The organism is Escherichia sp. MOD1-EC6819, from assembly GCF_002965765.1.
Taxonomy (GTDB): Bacteria; Pseudomonadota; Gammaproteobacteria; order Enterobacterales; family Enterobacteriaceae; genus Escherichia; species Escherichia ruysiae.
This window is the reverse complement of sequence record NZ_PTRG01000006.1, coordinates 1-16275: the sequence shown is the minus strand read 5'-3', so window position 1 is coordinate 16275 and position 16275 is coordinate 1. Positions and strand designations below refer to the sequence as shown.

Here is a 16275-nt window from a genome sequence, read left to right as displayed (position 1 = left end):
CCGTTTCACTTCTCATTTTTGCCATTCCATTGCCGTTGATAAAGAGTTTATCTGTTAATCTGTAACTTAATGTGAAAACTCTTAGTTAACAGGATAATGCAATGGAATGGCTGGTCAAAAAATCGTGTTGCGATAAACAAGATAAGAGACATGTAATTATGCTCTGCGATGCTGGCGGCGCGATAAAAATGATCGCTGAAGTGAAGAGTGACTTCGCCGTGAAAGTGGGGGATTTACTCTCGCCTTTGCAGAATGCGCTTTACTGTATTAATCGTGAAAAGTTGCACACGGTGAAAGTCCTCTCGGCAAGCAGTTACAGCCCCGATGAGTGGGAACGGCAGTGTAAATCGGCTGGGAAAATTCAGTAACGTTGTTTTGTCGTGGGAAGGAAAATCAGCATTAATCCGCTCGCAATACAGGTTACGCCCAGCAGCGCCTTCAGTGAAAAAGTCCCTTCCCAACCAGGAAGCACCATTGAAGCAATCCATACCAGTACATAACTCATACTCAGTAAGGCATAGGCTTTGCTGAGTGCCAGTTGATGTAACGCTTTATACCAGCAAAAAACTGAGATCAGATAACCAAGCAATCCGACCAGCAGAATCTGAGCACCGGTATCAAAAGCAAAAAACGCCGCGATAAAATCCCGCCACCGCGTCATCGATGGCAGATGACTTGCCGCATAACCCAGACTTAATTGTGCTGCAGAAGCAATCATGACGCTGAACAATCCCCACATCAGCCCCATTACACCGTACTCCCCAGGATCACAATGCCGCCAATAATGAATGCTACCCCGCACCAGTGACGCAGCGATACCGGCTCGTGCCACAGTTTTACTGCCGCCAGCGTCACCCAGACAAAATTCAGACTCAACATCGGGTAGGCAATGCCTACCGGAACGCTCTGCAAGACCAGTAGCCAGAGCACCATGGCAAGGCCAAGACAAGCCAGCGCCAGTCCCAGCCACAGTACGATATGTTTGCGCCGCTTTTTTATTGCCACAAAGCCGGTTGCCTGTTTCTGACACAACTGCCCGGCTACGCTAAGCAGACTGGCAAAGACTAAAATCATCCAGATCATTTGGGGCGATACTGAATGAGCACCAGACGTCCCTGATGATCGATGGCATCAGCGGGCGGAATGGCGAGACTGTTGATGTCTTCATCGCGGTCAACCGAAAGCACGAGTGTAATCATCCCCTCCTGACGATGTTGATTAAGCCAGTTTGCGAACTCATCACCGCTGACAAATCTCCCTTGCGCATCCGGATAATTAAGGCCGTATTTCAATTCACCCGTCTGGCGATACATGATGATGTCATCGCGTTGCAGGCTCCATGCCAGACCAGCGGCAACGCCGACGCTGTCGGTAAGAATATAGCGGCTTGGCTGCAGTGATTCTTGTGTCATCTCGACAAAAAATTGCGGATGTTTTCCTTCCATAACTCTGTCAGGAATTGAAAATCCTACCAGCAACGCCATCCCCAGCGGGCAAAGCGCGGCATAAGGCCAGGTTTTATCCACGTTTGTTAAGGTATACCAGCCGAAAAATGCCCATAGCGAAAAAATCGACCATGCACAGAAGACTTTATAGCTCTCGAAGGTTTGCCACACTGGAGTGTTCATTGCTCCCCAGGGGGAGACTACAAACGTGGCAATAATGCCAGTGACACCAAAAGCGATGTTAATCCAGCCATTCATCCGCAACGCCAGAGGATTATTTTTTGCTGCCAGCAAAGCGTAATGCGCCATCAGCATTGCCAGAGGTGCAAAGCAGGAAAGAATATAGGTAGGTAATTTGCCTTTCGCGACGGAGAAAAACAGCAGCGGCATTATCGTCCAGCTCAACAAATAGACGGTTGCGGAATGCTTGCGGTTTTTCCAGCCTGTGTACAGTGCACCGGGGAGTAACCCCAGCCACGGCAGGCTACCGGCGATAATGACCGGCAAGTAGTACCAGAACGGGGCTTTATGCTGGGCATCATCCATCGCAAAGCGTTGAATATGCTCAACCCAGAAAAAATAATGCCAGAAGTCAGACTCCCGCTGCGCTATCGCCAGTCCCCAGGGGAGAACCGTCAGTACGCAACTGATAACCGCCAGCCAGCCGTAAATAAAGAGATCTTTCCAGCGTTTTTGCGTCGCTACCCACGGCAGCACGCTTAATACCGGGACGGCGAGGGCGAGAAAACCTTTAGTCATCACCCCCATGCCGCAGGTGATCCCCAGCAGTAAAAATCCCACGCTTTTGCCTTTCCATGTCTGTGCCTGCATTGCCAGCCAGAAGCTGCACATTCCCGCCACCAGCCAGAATGCAATAAACGGATCGAGCACGGCATAAGTGCCGATGGCATAGACAATAAACAATGAGAGATAAATCACTGCGGCGAGTAGTGCCAGACGTTTATCGCGCCATAAGCGCAGTGTAAACCAGGCCACCAGCGCGGCGGTTAACAGGGTCGCAAAGATAACGCCTGCCCGCACACCAACGTTATTCGCACCAAATAGCCATTGCCCAATGCTGTTAATCCAGTATCCGGCAATGGGTTTTTCAAAATAACGTAGCCCTAACAGATGGGGCACAATCCAGTCTCCGGATGCCAGCATTTCCCGACTGATTTCCGCATAACGCGTTTCATCTGGTTGCCAGAGCAGACGATAATTAATCGGCAAGAGATAATAGGCGGTGATAAACGCAAAGAATGCTGCGTAATAGCGAACGGATTTCATGGAAGCATTCCCGCAGCTTGTTGGCAACCCAGCCAGCCTTCACGTCCGGCAATACTTCCGCGAACAACTTGTCCGAGCGGCAACGTTTCTGATAACAGTCCGCTTAAAGGGCAAAATGTCACGCCTTCCTGAGCTGCGCGTTTGAGGAGATCCACAAAATTATGCTGATAAGCGCAGCCTTCAACTTCGGCATGAATGGTATAAACCGGCGTGCCTTTATCTCGCAGGATGCGGTTGAGTAACCAACCGTTAAAATCTTCCGCTTTCACATCCCGACCAATCACTTCATCCCAGGTGGGTAAGGTCACCGGAATTTGCGTAGTACCGGGTTTTCCTGATTCGAGCAATGGACGAAACGGCATCGCCCCACGACAATCGCTGTTGTAGCGCAAATGGAACGCTTCTTTTGCTTCGATCACCTGCTGGTCGGCACGCCAGCCCGCAGCGGCAGAACAGGTTACCGGTTGGCCGATAATCTCTTCAAGGGTGCGAAGACCACGTGCAATATCGTCGACCATTGTTTGGCGATCCCAGTTACCGCTCTGGGCTTGCCAGGCATGGTGATCCCAGGCGTGCAGGCCGACTTCGTGGTATTTAGCCGCTTCGCGAATGATATCGGCGTTGGCATAACCAATCTCTTTACCTGGCCATGCCGTACCGGCCAGTAAAATATCCCAGCCATAAAGCGATGCCGCGTTTGAGCGCAGCATCTTCCACAAAAACTGTGGTTTCACTAGTCGCCAGAGATGGCGACCCATATTGTCCGGGCCGACGCTGAAAAAAATGCTGGCCTGAATATTATGCTTACTCAAGATTTCCAGAAGACGCGGCACGCCTTCACGGGTGCCACGAAAGGTATCGACATCAATGCGTAAGCCCACTTTGGTCATGATCATTTTTCCGTAAGATCGACAGTGCGCAGGAAGAAATCCAGTGTTTCGTCGATGGTTTCCTGCATATCAATTTTCGGTTCCCAGCCCAGGCAGCGGTGGGCATTGCGGATGCTCGGTTTACGATGCTCTACGTCCTGATATCCTTTGCCGTAGTAGCTGCTACTTTCGACAACCCGAAAGCCCGCAAACGGTGGGAAGTGATGGCGCAGTGGATGTTTTTCGAAGCTCGCCAGCAGCATCTCGCCCAGTTCCTCAATGCTCGCTTCGTTATCAGGATTGCCAATGTTGATAATTTCGCCGTCGCAGCGATTTCCCGCATTTTCGATAATGCGGTATAACGCTTCAATGCCATCCCGAATATCAGTAAAGCAGCGTTTTTGTTTTCCGCCATCAATCAGCTTAATCGGTGAACCTTCCACCAGGTTGAGAATGAGTTGCGTAATAGCGCGCGAACTGCCAATTCGCGCCGCATTCAGGTTATCCAGCCTTGGCCCCATCCAGTTAAACGGACGGAAGAGGGTGAACTGTAAACCTTCTTTTTCGCCATACGCCCAGAGCACCCGATCAAGTAATTGTTTTGAAACCGAATAAATCCAGCGCGGTTTATTCACCGGGCCGACGATTAAATTAGAATGGTCTTCATCGAAGTATTTATCGCTACACATCCCATAAACTTCTGAAGTCGACGGGAAGATGATTCGCTTACGGTACTTCACGCAATAACGGATAATGCGCAGATTCTCTTCAAAATCGAGTTCAAATACGCGCAGCGGGTTGCGGGTATATTCAATCGGTGTGGCTATCGCCACCAGCGGCAAGACGACATCACATTTTTTGACGTGATACTCAATCCATTCGGAATGAATACTGATATCGCCTTCGACAAAGTGAAAATGCGGATGATTCAGAAAACGGCTTATCGCATCGCTGCCGATATCCAGACCGTAAACTTCATAATGATCTTCGCGCAGCAGGCGTTCTGTCAGATGGTTACCAATAAAGCCATTCACTCCGAGGATGAGTACCCGGGTACGGCGTCGGGCAGCGCAGGTTGATTGGCTATTTAATCGTGAACCTTGCACCAGCCCCAGCGTTTGCGCTAATTGTGAGCCTTGCATGGTAATGCCGTCGCCCGCCTGTCCGGTGACGATTTCCAGCGTGCCATAACCACAGGCAATCAACAGCGGTGAAACAGAAATCACGCTGCCCGACTGTGCGGCAGTAGTAAGGGAATGAACGCGGGACGACCAGACTGTAAATTTCTGATTGCCAACATAGCTAAAGGCGCCAGGCCAGGGATCGGCAACGGCACGCACCATGTTGTGGAGTTCACAAGCCGGTTTATGCCATTCGAGGCGGCTGTCCTCAGGTGTTCTGCGACCAAAACAGGTGGCTTCGTTCTCACGCTGGGCGATTTCCAGAATATTACCGTGTTTAATAGCGGGTAACGTCTGTTCCAGTAACTGACGCGCGGCGTGGCACAATTTATGATGTAGCGTAATGGCAATATCATCCGGCGCAATGGTAACGCGTAGCTGGGCAATAATGGCCCCGGCATCGGCACGTTTCACCATTCGGTGCAATGTAACGCCCGTTTCCGTTTCACCGTTCACCAGCACCCAGTTCAGCGGCGCGCGACCACGATATTTCGGTAACAGCGAACCATGCAGATTAAATGCGCCTGCGGGAGCAAGCTGCAAAATCTCGTCGCTGATCAAATGGCGATAATAAAAAGAGAAAATCACATCAGGTGACAGTTGGGCTATGCGTTCTACCCACAGCGGATGGTTAACGTTATCCGGCGCGTAAACCGGAATGCCTCTTTCCGCCGCCAGACGAGCCACCGAACCATAAAACGCTTTTTCGCCAGGATTATCGGTATGAGTAAAAATGGCGCTAATTTCGTAACCGGCAGCCAGCAAGGCTTCAATGCCCAGGCATCCCATATCGTGATAGGCAAAAACGGCGGTTTTCATTATTCATTTTCCTTGCTGGATGGACGGATAACTTGCTGAACAAAATAGCGGGGGCGGGCGCGGACATCGGTGTAGATCCTGCCGATATATTCACCGAGCAAGCCCATGCCGATAAACTGAGCGCCAATAAAGGTAAACAGCACGGCAAACAGCATAAAGACTCCTTCAGCCGCCCATTGTGGTCCGAAGGTCAGGCGTAAAATCACCAGCAGCACCGCGATGCTAAAACCGCCAATCGCAATAATGCTGCCGAGCAGACTCAGCATACGTAGCGGCGTAGTGGTAAGGCAGGTCACCAGGTCGTACATCAAATTAATCAGGCGCATAAAGCTGTATTTGGATTCACCAAACTCACGCTCGGCATGATGCACCGGAATTTCAATGGCGCGGCGGGCAAAGATATTCGCCAGAATAGGAATAAAGGTGCTGCGTTCATGGCAGTGCAACATCGCATCGACAATATGCCGGCGATAAGCGCGCAGCATACAGCCGTAGTCGCCCATCGCTTTGCCGGTGGTGCGCTGGATAAGCCGGTTAATCATCTTCGAGGCGGTTTTACGAAACCAGCTGTCCTGGCGATTCTGGCGCACAGTCCCTACCACGTCGTAACCTTCATCGGCTTTTTCCACCAGGTGGGGGATTTCTTCTGGTGGATTCTGGAGATCGGCATCAAGAGTAATGATTAAGTCGCCGGTAACGTGACTGAATCCCGCCATAATTGCCGAATGTTGTCCGTAATTGCGGTTAAGCAAAATAGACACAATATGGCTGCCCTCCGCTTGTGAGGCATCGACCAGCATTTGTGCGGAGTTGTCGTTACTGCCGTCATCAACCAACAGTATTTCATACTCTTTGCCCAGTGATTCACAAGCTGCGGTGGTGCGCCTGATTAATTCCGGTAAACTTTCCTGCTCGTTATAAATGGGAATAACCACCGAGACTTTCTTAACAGGGTGGATTTCAAACATGGCTTATTGTCCTGCGAGTTGCTGAAGGGCAGTGATGACGCGATCGGCATCGGCGGTGGTCATATCCGGGAACAGCGGCAACGAACAGATGCGTTCGCTATTCCATTCCGTATTCGGTAACGACAGCGTGGGAAAACGCTCGCGATAATATTTTTGCGTGTGGGCGGCGCGGAAATGTAACCCGGTTCCAATGCCTCTTTCTTTTAACGCTTCCATCAGAGCATCGCGGCTGATACCACAACGTTGTTCATCAACACGAATGATAAACAGATGCCAGGCGTGAACGTGTGACCATGCAGGAACGCTTAAAGGCTGGAAAGGGAGAGTTGCCAGTGCTTGCTGATATTGCAGGGCAATGTCGCGACGGCGAGTATTTAGTTGCTCTAATTTATTCAACTGCGTCAGAGCTATCGCGGCGTTAATATCGGTCAGATTGTACTTATAGCCCGGCGTTAAGACTTCAGCCTGCGGTGCACGGCCCCAGGTTTGTCTGTCATAGGCATCGACACCCAGACCGTGAAATTTCAGCATCCGTAGCTGGCGGGCAAGATTTTCATTATCAGTAACAATCAGGCCACCTTCCGCACAGGTAATATTTTTGATGGCGTGAAACGAAAAAATAGCGGTGCCCTTTGCACCAGTATGCTGACCTTTGTAATACGTACCGACGGCGTGGGCGGCATCTTCAATGACCGCGATACCGTGGCGTTCAGCAATGGCGCGAATGGCGTCAATATCTGCTGGCGCTCCGGCATAATGCACCGGGATAATCGCTTTGGTGTAGGGCGTAATGGCCGCTTCGATCGCTTCAGGCGTGATCATCAGCGTATCGCGATCAACGTCCACCATCACCGGCGTTGCGCCCAACAGGGAGATCATATTGAGGGTTGAAACCCAGGTCATGGAGGGGGTGATGACTTCATCATCAGCGCCAATCCCCAGCGCCATCAGCGTGATATGCATTCCAGCAGTGGCCGAGCTGACTGCGATGGCATGTTGATTTCCTGTCAACTGGCAAAAGGCCGCTTCCAGTGCTTGATTCTTCGGGCCAGTGGTTATCCAACCGGATTCGAAAACCTCTTGAACTGCAGCGAGTTCTTCCGCGCCTATTGCCGGACGCGAAAAAGGTAAAAAGTCTGACATCGTTTTTCCTTCGGCCATTGAATACCTTTCCCTGTTATTCGCTAATATCTGTCATAGGGAACGTTATGTGTATTTTGCCATTTGGAATGAAATTCTAAGGGTAGAATATTAATTTAACCTTAAGGAATGAATATAAGGCTTAAATATTATTTTTTTTGTTTTTGTATCTTATTCAGGCTTTTAATTTGACAAGATTTAAGGCATTTTGCGTGCATCGTAATGTTTTAATACTATCCCAGCCACTATTTACCGGTGAAAATGTCGTTTGTTTTCGCGGTCATTTAGCTGGCTACGCTTGTCTATAGGTGGAGCTTAAGTGTTAGCTTTTAGTGGGACTTCGTTGAAGTCTAAAAAATATATCTACATTTTACTGGCGCTTGGGGCGATTGTGGGGCTGGGTACACATGCTGCCTGGAGCAGTAATGGTTTGCCGCGTATCGACAATAAAACGCTGGCCAGATTAGCGCAGCAGCACCCGGTTGTGGTTCTGTTTCGCCATGCGGAACGCTGCGATCGCTCCTCTAATCAATGCTTGTCAGACAAAACAGGCATTACGGTGAAAGGTGCTCAGAATGCCCGTGAACTGGGCAAAGCTTTTAGCGCGGACATCCCTGATTTCGATCTTTATTCCAGTAATGCCGTTCGGACTATTCAATCAGCGACCTGGTTTTCTGCTGGAAAAAAACTGACGGTAGATAAACGGTTTTTACAATGTAGAAATGAGATTTATAGCACAATTAAGGAGTTGCAAAGCAAAGCTCCAGATAAAAATATCGTTATTTTCACCCATAACCATTGTCTGACCTATGTCGCAAAAGATAAACGAAACGTGACATTTAAACCAGATTATCTGGATGGGTTGGTAATGCATGTGGAAAAAGGCAACGTTTTACTGGATGGTGAGTTTGTTAATCGGTGATTTGTTAATATGACAGCCAATAATGGCTGTCATTACTGTTACATCAGACCTTTCAAACGTAATGTTTTCTGAGTGGCGACATTCAAATCATAGTGAGCAAGATCTTCAGGTTTTACCCATGCGTATTCCTGAAACTCTTCGTTAATTTTCACTTCACGGTTGGCAGAGACGCAGTCAAAGATCAGGTAAATCATATAAATCTCTTCCTTGCGGCCATCTGCATATGTCTTGATGCGAATATCATCACTGAACGTCCACGGCGTGATGTCAGTAAGAATCAGTTGCTCGCCCAGCTCTTCTCTGATTTCACGACGTAATGCTTCTTCAATGCGCTCACCGGGTTCTACGCCGCCGCCAGACAGCGCCCATTGTCCGGGGAAAACGCCGCGATCGTCGGCCATTTTACACAGCAGATAAGCACCATCATTTTGAATTAAGGGACAAACTATAGTCCGTTGCCGCATGGGAATATTCCTTACCACCAAAAATAAAACAAAAGAATACGGCAATGGATCAACGCGTGAAAGTGGCATTGGTCTTTTTTGCGATGATAATCATGGTGATTGTTTTTTTTGGTTTCATCTTTTTGGTGGCTATTTTTTCTGCACTTAATTATTCAAGAAGTATTTAGTTACAATAAGTTAGCAGATCGCTTTTTTCACGCATTGAATCCTCTGTGTCAGGCAGTACAATCCCGCAGCTTTGGGGACTTTTAATTATCTTCTTGCGGGAAAAGGTAAAAATGAAAAAATTTGCGCTGCCAGTTCTGGCTGGAATGCTATTGGTTTCTGCATCGGCAAATGCGATAAGCATTAGCGGTCAGGCGGGAAAAGAATATACCAATATTGGCGTCGGTTTCGGTACTGAATCGACCGGTCTGGCATTAAGCGGTAACTGGACACATAACGATGACGACGGTGACGTCGCGGGCGTTGGTCTGGGATTGAATCTGCCGCTGGGACCGTTAATGGCAACTGTGGGCGGTAAAGGCGTTTACACCAACCCGAACGACGGCGATGAAGGTTATGCCGCAGCGGTAGGCGGTGGCTTGCAGTGGCAAATTGGCGATAGCTTCCGTCTGTTTGGTGAGTATTACTACTCTCCGGATTCGCTCTCCAGTGGTATTAAAAGTTATGAAGAAGCGAATGCTGGCGCGCGTTACACCATTATGCGTCCAGTCAGTATTGAGGCGGGTTATCGCTACCTGAATCTGTCGGGTAAAGACGGTAACCGCGACAACGCCGTGGCTGACGGCCCGTATGTCGGTGTTAACGCCAGTTTCTGATGCCTTCCGGCGCGGCGTTCTGCCGCGCCATTCAGTTTCTTACTACGCCTTATCTCCCTTTGCGTTATAGTGATTCGATAACAAAAGCAGGAGATAACCATGTTAAAAGTGGAAATGTTATCCACCGGGGATGAAGTGTTACACGGGCAAATCGTTGACACTAACGCTGCCTGGCTGGCGGATTTTTTCTTTCATCAGGGATTGCCATTATCTCGCCGCAATACAGTGGGCGATAACCTTGATGATTTAGTGACCATTCTGCGCGAACGTAGTCAGCACGCCGATGTGCTGATCGTCAATGGCGGACTGGGGCCGACCAGTGATGATTTAAGCGCACTCGCCGCAGCGACAGCCAAAGGTGAAAGCCTGGTTCTTCATGAAGCCTGGCTCAATGAGATGGAACGCTATTTCCGCGAACGTGGTCGCGTAATGGCGCCGAGCAACCGCAAACAGGCGGAGCTGCCAGCCAGTGCTGAATTTATCAATAACCCGGTAGGCACCGCTTGTGGTTTTGCCGTGCAGCTTAACCGTTGCCTGATATTCTTTACCCCCGGCGTACCGTCGGAGTTTAAGGTGATGGTGGAGCATGAAATCCTGCCGCGCCTGCGCGAGCGTTTTTCTTTGCCGCAGCCGCCGGTTTGTCTGCGGCTGACCACTTTTGGTCGTTCGGAAAGCGATCTGGCACAAAGCCTGGATATGTTGCAACTGCCGCCAGGTGTGACGATGGGCTATCGCTCTTCCATGCCGATTATTGAACTGAAACTCACTGGACCGGCAAGCGAGCAACAGGCGATGGAAAAACTGTGGCTGGACGTTAAACGCGTCGCCGGGCAGAGCATGATTTTCGAAGGCACAGAAGGACTGCCTGCACAAATCAGTCGCGAACTGCAAAGTCGCCAGTTCAGCCTGACGTTGAGTGAGCAATTCACCGGTGGTTTATTGGCTTTGCAACTCGCGCGCGCAGGTGCGCCATTACTGGCATGTGAAGTGGTTCCTTCACAGGAAGAAACTCTGGCGCAAACTGCACACTGGATTACAGAACGGCGGGCCAACCATTTTGCCGGGCTGGCACTGGCTGTTTCTGGTTTCGAGAACGAGCATCTCAACTTTGCGCTAGCCACACCAGACGGCACTTTCGCTCTGCGTGTGCGTTTCAGCACTACGCGCTACAGCCTGGCTATCCGTCAGGAAGTGTGCGCAATGATGGCACTGAATATGCTGCGCCGCTGGCTGAACGGGCAGAACATCGCCAGTGAGCATGGCTGGATTGAGGTTGTTGAGTCGCTGAGACTGTCGCCGCAATAATAGTCCAGGTGCCGGATGCTTCCGGCACCTGTTCGCGGGTTTATTGCTGTTCATTACGGAAACGAAAGATAAAATGTCGCATCCGCATCCGCTTTTCCTGGCGTTACATTACTTTCTGTCTGAATATATCGCGCACTAAAATTCAACGACGTGGCTGATTGCTGAATATTACTTAACTGTAAAACGTAATCAGGTTGATTAAGGGGGATAATATTTTTATTCTTATCTAAGATCTGTACGCCAACCCCAGAGGCAGAATTATTCTGTTGAGTTAGCTTCAGGATTGAATTATTACTTCCACTTACCGTATCGCCTTCAAAACGTATGGCGACATTGGTTCCCGGATCACACGTTAGTCCGATATTAAAATCTACCAGCGCCGAAGTGGAGTTAATCCCTTTGAAGGTGGTGTCGGAATTAATTCCTGCGGCGGGTGATAATGAAACTGGAACATCAGGCGTGTTCAGGTCGCAGCTCAATGAGTGAAGATTAATAATGGTGTTGCTAAATTCGAGAGAAAATGCCTCAATATTATTCCACCAAATGCCAGCATTACTAAAACGAGATAAATCAATTTCACCACCCTGTAATTCTCCGATGACTTTTAATTGTATGCGGAAATTACCCTCAACGGAGAAGTTGTTTTTATTTGCAGTGCTGGTGCGTTTAGGGTATTCCATGCAGTAATTGTTTGGGGTGGTATTATTATTCTTTAAATCGTAAAATATTTTAATGCCGACGCCAGAATTTTTTCCATTAGTCAAAGGCACATTGAATAAACAGATATCACTGCCGACTAAAGTTGAAGGAGAAGTGGCAAACCCTTCACTGTAATCAGGATAATTATCTGAGCATGTGATCTGTCCTGAGTGACTGGAATGGTAACTTCGATCAAAAATTATGGTTCCTGGCGCTGTGTTTTTATTGTATTCAGAATTGATCGAAATATCAGAAAATGAAACTAATGCCGGTCCACCACTGGTGTAGCTACATGTTTTAGCGAAACTAAGAGAAGGAACAAAGGCTGCTATCAAAATAACCAGCAGCAATAACGCTTCACGACTTGTAACTTTATAAGTACTGATGATTTTTATCTTCATGATGTTAATCACACGCTGCGGTGGCAATAATAAGATTAGTCATGTTTTGCGGTGTCTGAAGTAGTTCTGGTAATATACGAACCTGGCAACTTTCAGTGGCCGATTTTCCCCACTTGACTTGCCATTTTTGATTAGCTTGTGCGCCGGATAAATACGTTTCACCGTTTCGCCCAACGAGGGTTGAAATTTGCTCATCTTTAGCAGTGACTACGGCTCCAAAGGGAACAAATTTGTCTTTATGCATTAAGGTTAAAAGTAATTTCTGACCATATCGCGTTGAAAAATTGGCTACGACTAATGCGCCTTCCGTAGGAATAACTTCTTGTACCGGTTCCGGTATTTCAACATTTGACGGCAAGGTTTGCGTATTGATGGCGATACGGTTGCGCTGAAATGCTGATGCGTAAGGGATGATGGAGTATCCTCGCCAGTCGGTATAAACCGACGTTCCTCTGTTAATGCCCAGCCCACTGGCATCAGGGGCGCGCACCAGAATCGATGATTCACCTAAAGACTGAGCAAGGGTTAATCCATACGGATGCAGAACAATTGCGCCCTGCATATTGTAATTTAATTGCCGTTGATCCTGACCATAGTTCCAGCCTGCGCCAATTACGCCTTTACTGGAGCGATAACTGAGTGACGTATTGCCACCATAACCTTGATCGCCATGACTTTGTTGCAGACTATAACTGAGATTATTATCTTCCAGCGCAGTACCGTTAAGCGCCACACTGTTTAAAGTGTGACCGCTATTACTGCTGGTGTTATTGTAATTAACATGCGCACCAGGTAACCATTTTCCTAGTGGAACGCTGACAGAAAGTGAGAGTTGTTGATCGTTCTTATTATTGTCTGGCATTCGTGTCAGTAAATAACTTAGGCTAAAACTCACATTTTCCCAACTATGACTATACCCTACGCTGAGGCTGCGCTCTTTACCCCCGAGTCCCCAATAATCTTGTTGATAGCCCGAAATATTGAACTGACCAAACGAGGGGATCGCCTGATTAATGGTAAGTTGTAACCGACGATGGCGGTTATAGTTGTTACGGTATGAAAACGCGTCGTCCTCATCATACTCTTTATTATTTTGTGCTTCGCTAAAGGTATAGAAATTCTCTGTGGAATAACGGTAGCCAGCAAGCGTGATATTCGTTTCAGTGCTGGAGAAATTTTTCGAGTAAAGCAATCGGTAAGATTGTCCTTGTTGTGAACTGTCATCAACCGTCTGGCTATATGAACGAGTAATGTCTGCTGAAAGCGAGCCAAAGTGTTGTAAATCGACACCTGCGCCTAATGCGCCAGAACGATAATCACTGGCAAAAATTGTGCCACCATAGAGGGTAATGCCTGCAGGTAAACCGTAAATCAGCGTCGCCTGAGCAAAGCCGGGTTTATCATGGGAGTTATCAGATGAGCGATATTCTCCGCCAGATAAACTATAAGACATGGCTCCTTCTCGGCGCATGACAGGAATTGAAGCTGATGCCTGAATATATTTTTGTTCGCTACCATCAGATTCTTTTACCGTGACTTCCATATCCCCACCAGAAGAAACAGGAGAGACATCATGTAATTCGAAAGGACCTGGGGATACCGTACTTTGGTAAATAATATAATTATTTTGTCGAATCGTCACTTGCGCATTGCTTTTGGCAACGCCGCGAATAACGGGGGCAAAACCTCTCATGCTGTAAGGAAGCATATTTTCATTACTTTCCAGTTTTACCCCACGAAACTGGAAACTATCGAAAACGGCTGAATCTGTCCAGGTATCGCCAAGAATGAGTTTGCTGGTTAACGCAGGGATATTTCGCCAGATATAGGTATCAATATTTTGCCAGGTGCCATCGTTGTAATTAATGTTATTTCTTAAACGCCAGGGGCCAAGATTAATACCATTATTCAGATTAAGGTATGAACTATTATCTGAACGACCATCTTGCCAATTATGTGAGCCGCTAAAATAGTAATTTGTAAACAACGCAGGCAATCCATTATCCCATAAAACCGGATCAATATACCCGTTTGCGGCATTGTTCATCGCCAGTTGTGGAACTGACAGATACAGGCGCAGCGAACTTTGCTCAAAGCGCACTGATGAAAAGGGAATATAATTTTCTAAATTCGTCACGATATCGTCATCTGCCAGCGTGGCAAATGACGCGGAGGGGCTATTGGCAACCCCCATAGCGATATACTCTTTTTTGCTTAACACAGGTAAGAGTTTGTTCGCTTTATCATCAACGACAAAATCAATATCTTTACGTGTAATGCGTTGATTATTCATAAAAACATCGACCCGATATTTACCGGGCACCAGGCCATCATTTTTGTCAAAATTTTTAATGGCTTCCAGTTCGCTTTCTGAAGCCCCTGACTCTAAAAGTTTGTAATTAAACACCTCGCGGGCGTAACTGTTTTGTAACAGTGTCAATGGCACTATTGTTACAACAACATGCAAACAAAATAGATGTAAGGAGTTCATGTTATTATTACTTTCCTTGTACGAGATAATTCCTGTTGTTTTCCTGAACAATCTATTGCGCTTATAACCGGGTCTTTATGGTATTTGTCGTACCGCCGTAATCATTTATTGCTGACCATTCAACACTATTGTTTTCAGAAGAGGATGCGGTCAGAGTATATGTTTGCTCGCCAAATGGATTGAGCATCATTTTCACAACGCCGTTTCCTTTATACGATACGGGCTTACCATTCACTGCCAGAGTGCGGAAGGTGACAAAGTAAGGTGTTGGGTTTTTGGCGATTAGCCTGTTGCCTTGTATCCGGAAAGCGATTTTGCTATAGGCGGTATTGGCATCATCAGCAAGCCCCAGCGGACGATAAAAAACTTTGAGCTGGCTCTGAACGGCAAATTGCAGTTGATTCGGCACCTGTGAAGACTCTTCTGACATCCCAGGAATGGATTTTACATTTAGCCAAAAAATGGATTCACGATCCTCCGGCAATTTTTGCGTACCGGTATAGATTAAGCGGAAAAGCGTGTTTTTCTGAGCTTCCAGTTTAACTAACGGCGGAGTGAGTACAAATGGCGTTTTCTTATTTGCATCATTGGCAAAGTCACTCATCCAGGCCTGAACAAGGTATGAACGCTCTTTATCTTGATTCGTCACTTCTACAGGGATTTCCCGCGCCGTGGACGGGTAAATAATTCTTGTTCCCCGAATAACCACTCCCCCGTAAGCAATGTTGGCAAATAATACAATCAGTAATAAAGAGTATTTTTTCATGCATTTTTACTTTAGTAATTAAGGGGTGTAGTAATTTCACCCCTTTGAAATATATCATTAATAGTAAGCGATACGATAATCCGCAGTCGCGTTACCCTGACCTTCAGTAATTGTATCTGCTGTTCTGACATAAACCGCTTTATAATTAAAGCTATGCTTGCCATCACCATTGGTTGGGCTAATGGATGAAAGTGTTACCGCAGAGCTTTCTGCATCGGTACGATCAGTAGCAAAATTAATCGGTGAAGAAGCACCTTCACGATAAATACGAATCCCTACGCCTGTTGCTTTATCTGCACCGGTGTCAATTGCCAGGGCTGTATTATCGGTGGCATCGGTGGTATTACCGCTAAATTCAAGGTTGATGCTACCTAATTGTGTCGTACAACCGGTAAGATTAATATTAAAATCTGTTGCAGAGTTTGCTGCTTCATTACCTACAGCAGCGCCAAAATCAGCAACGTCCACTGTCTGAAGCGTTACGGTCTGGTCATTCTGTCCCTTGCCTGTACCTTGCTCTAAGTCACAAGTTGATGCAGTAATTAGCCCATTGAAATGAACTTTACCGGCGGGAGTGTCCGCATAACTTAAAGCCGATATACCCATCAGGAGAACAGATAACGATGGAATGAGAATTTTTGCTTTCACTTAAGTTCCTTTTATATTGATGAATGGAATAATATTATATTTTTAATAT

Annotated in this window: 16 protein-coding genes; 4 read left to right on the top strand and 12 right to left on the bottom strand. The window is 47.5% G+C overall.

Annotation, left to right across the window (positions count from 1 at the left end):
• Window positions 1-101 precede the first annotated feature (101 nt).
• Window positions 102-368: a signal transduction protein PmrD gene (gene pmrD, locus A7Z06_RS09795; RefSeq protein ID WP_000455127.1), complete on the top strand. Its 267-nt coding sequence runs from the start codon at window positions 102-104 to the stop codon at window positions 366-368.
• On the opposite strand, the gene arnF is transcribed toward pmrD, so the two are convergent.
• Genes arnF through arnB form a run of 7 tightly spaced genes read right to left on the bottom strand, consistent with a single transcriptional unit; the run spans window position 362 to window position 7712 of the window.
• Complete coding sequence (gene arnF / locus A7Z06_RS09790) at window positions 362-748, bottom strand: 4-amino-4-deoxy-L-arabinose-phosphoundecaprenol flippase subunit ArnF (RefSeq protein WP_000523886.1); 387 nt, start codon at window positions 746-748, stop codon at window positions 362-364. The two genes, pmrD and arnF, sit on opposite strands and share 7 nt — an antisense overlap.
• Window positions 748-1083, bottom strand: a complete 336-nt coding sequence (arnE, locus tag A7Z06_RS09785) for a 4-amino-4-deoxy-L-arabinose-phosphoundecaprenol flippase subunit ArnE (protein ID WP_000638041.1) — start codon at window positions 1081-1083, stop codon at window positions 748-750. Before arnE ends, arnF begins: the two co-directional genes overlap by 1 nt.
• On the bottom strand, window positions 1080-2732 hold the full coding sequence (gene arnT / locus A7Z06_RS09780) for a lipid IV(A) 4-amino-4-deoxy-L-arabinosyltransferase (protein ID WP_000844088.1): 1653 nt from the start codon (window positions 2730-2732) through the stop codon (window positions 1080-1082). Before arnT ends, arnE begins: the two co-directional genes overlap by 4 nt.
• Window positions 2729-3622, bottom strand: a complete 894-nt coding sequence (gene arnD / locus A7Z06_RS09775; protein ID WP_024165212.1) for a 4-deoxy-4-formamido-L-arabinose-phosphoundecaprenol deformylase — start codon at window positions 3620-3622, stop codon at window positions 2729-2731. The genes arnT and arnD overlap by 4 nt, the downstream gene beginning before the upstream one ends.
• Window positions 3623-3624: 2 nt before the next feature.
• Window positions 3625-5601, bottom strand: coding sequence for a bifunctional UDP-4-amino-4-deoxy-L-arabinose formyltransferase/UDP-glucuronic acid oxidase ArnA (arnA, locus tag A7Z06_RS09770; protein ID WP_000845071.1), 1977 nt, complete (start codon window positions 5599-5601; stop codon window positions 3625-3627).
• On the bottom strand, window positions 5601-6569 hold the full coding sequence (arnC, locus tag A7Z06_RS09765) for an undecaprenyl-phosphate 4-deoxy-4-formamido-L-arabinose transferase (protein ID WP_000461630.1): 969 nt from the start codon (window positions 6567-6569) through the stop codon (window positions 5601-5603). The genes arnA and arnC overlap by 1 nt, the downstream gene beginning before the upstream one ends.
• A 3-nt stretch (window positions 6570-6572) precedes the next feature.
• Window positions 6573-7712 carry a UDP-4-amino-4-deoxy-L-arabinose aminotransferase gene (gene arnB, locus A7Z06_RS09760; RefSeq protein WP_024165213.1) on the bottom strand — a complete coding sequence of 380 codons (1140 nt, stop codon included), beginning with the start codon at window positions 7710-7712 and terminating at the stop codon, window positions 6573-6575.
• 316 nt (window positions 7713-8028) lie between these two features.
• Between arnB and ais the strand changes: the two genes are divergently transcribed.
• The gene (gene ais, locus A7Z06_RS09755) at window positions 8029-8631 is read left to right on the top strand and encodes a lipopolysaccharide core heptose(II)-phosphate phosphatase Ais (protein WP_000879241.1); all 603 of its coding nucleotides are present in this window, start codon (window positions 8029-8031) and stop codon (window positions 8629-8631) included.
• Between the two features lie 38 nt (window positions 8632-8669).
• Here ais and nudI read toward each other — a convergent pair whose 3' ends face one another.
• Window positions 8670-9095 carry a nucleoside triphosphatase NudI gene (gene nudI / locus A7Z06_RS09750; RefSeq protein WP_001249882.1) on the bottom strand — a complete coding sequence of 142 codons (426 nt, stop codon included), beginning with the start codon at window positions 9093-9095 and terminating at the stop codon, window positions 8670-8672.
• A gap of 278 nt (window positions 9096-9373) precedes the next feature.
• Between nudI and A7Z06_RS09740 the strand changes: the two genes are divergently transcribed.
• Complete coding sequence (locus A7Z06_RS09740; protein WP_000712688.1) at window positions 9374-9916, top strand: YfaZ family outer membrane protein; 543 nt, start codon at window positions 9374-9376, stop codon at window positions 9914-9916.
• Between the two features lie 99 nt (window positions 9917-10015).
• A complete protein-coding gene (locus tag A7Z06_RS09735; RefSeq protein WP_000921647.1) occupies window positions 10016-11221 on the top strand; it encodes a nicotinamide mononucleotide deamidase-related protein YfaY in 1206 nt (401 codons plus the stop codon).
• A gap of 53 nt (window positions 11222-11274) precedes the next feature.
• Here A7Z06_RS09735 and A7Z06_RS09730 read toward each other — a convergent pair whose 3' ends face one another.
• The 4 genes from A7Z06_RS09730 to A7Z06_RS09715 all read right to left on the bottom strand — a co-directional run bounded on the left by A7Z06_RS09730 (window position 11275) and on the right by A7Z06_RS09715 (window position 16226).
• Window positions 11275-12321 carry a fimbrial protein gene (locus tag A7Z06_RS09730; protein ID WP_128568110.1) on the bottom strand — a complete coding sequence of 349 codons (1047 nt, stop codon included), beginning with the start codon at window positions 12319-12321 and terminating at the stop codon, window positions 11275-11277.
• A gap of 4 nt (window positions 12322-12325) precedes the next feature.
• Window positions 12326-14812 (bottom strand): fimbria/pilus outer membrane usher protein, encoded by a 2487-nt coding sequence (locus tag A7Z06_RS09725; protein ID WP_001086635.1) that lies wholly within the window; start codon window positions 14810-14812, stop codon window positions 12326-12328.
• Between the two features lie 61 nt (window positions 14813-14873).
• Window positions 14874-15578, bottom strand: coding sequence for a fimbrial biogenesis chaperone (locus tag A7Z06_RS09720; RefSeq protein WP_000760903.1), 705 nt, complete (start codon window positions 15576-15578; stop codon window positions 14874-14876).
• 57 nt (window positions 15579-15635) lie between these two features.
• Complete coding sequence (locus A7Z06_RS09715; RefSeq protein WP_000644765.1) at window positions 15636-16226, bottom strand: fimbrial protein; 591 nt, start codon at window positions 16224-16226, stop codon at window positions 15636-15638.
• Window positions 16227-16275: the final 49 nt, after the last annotated feature.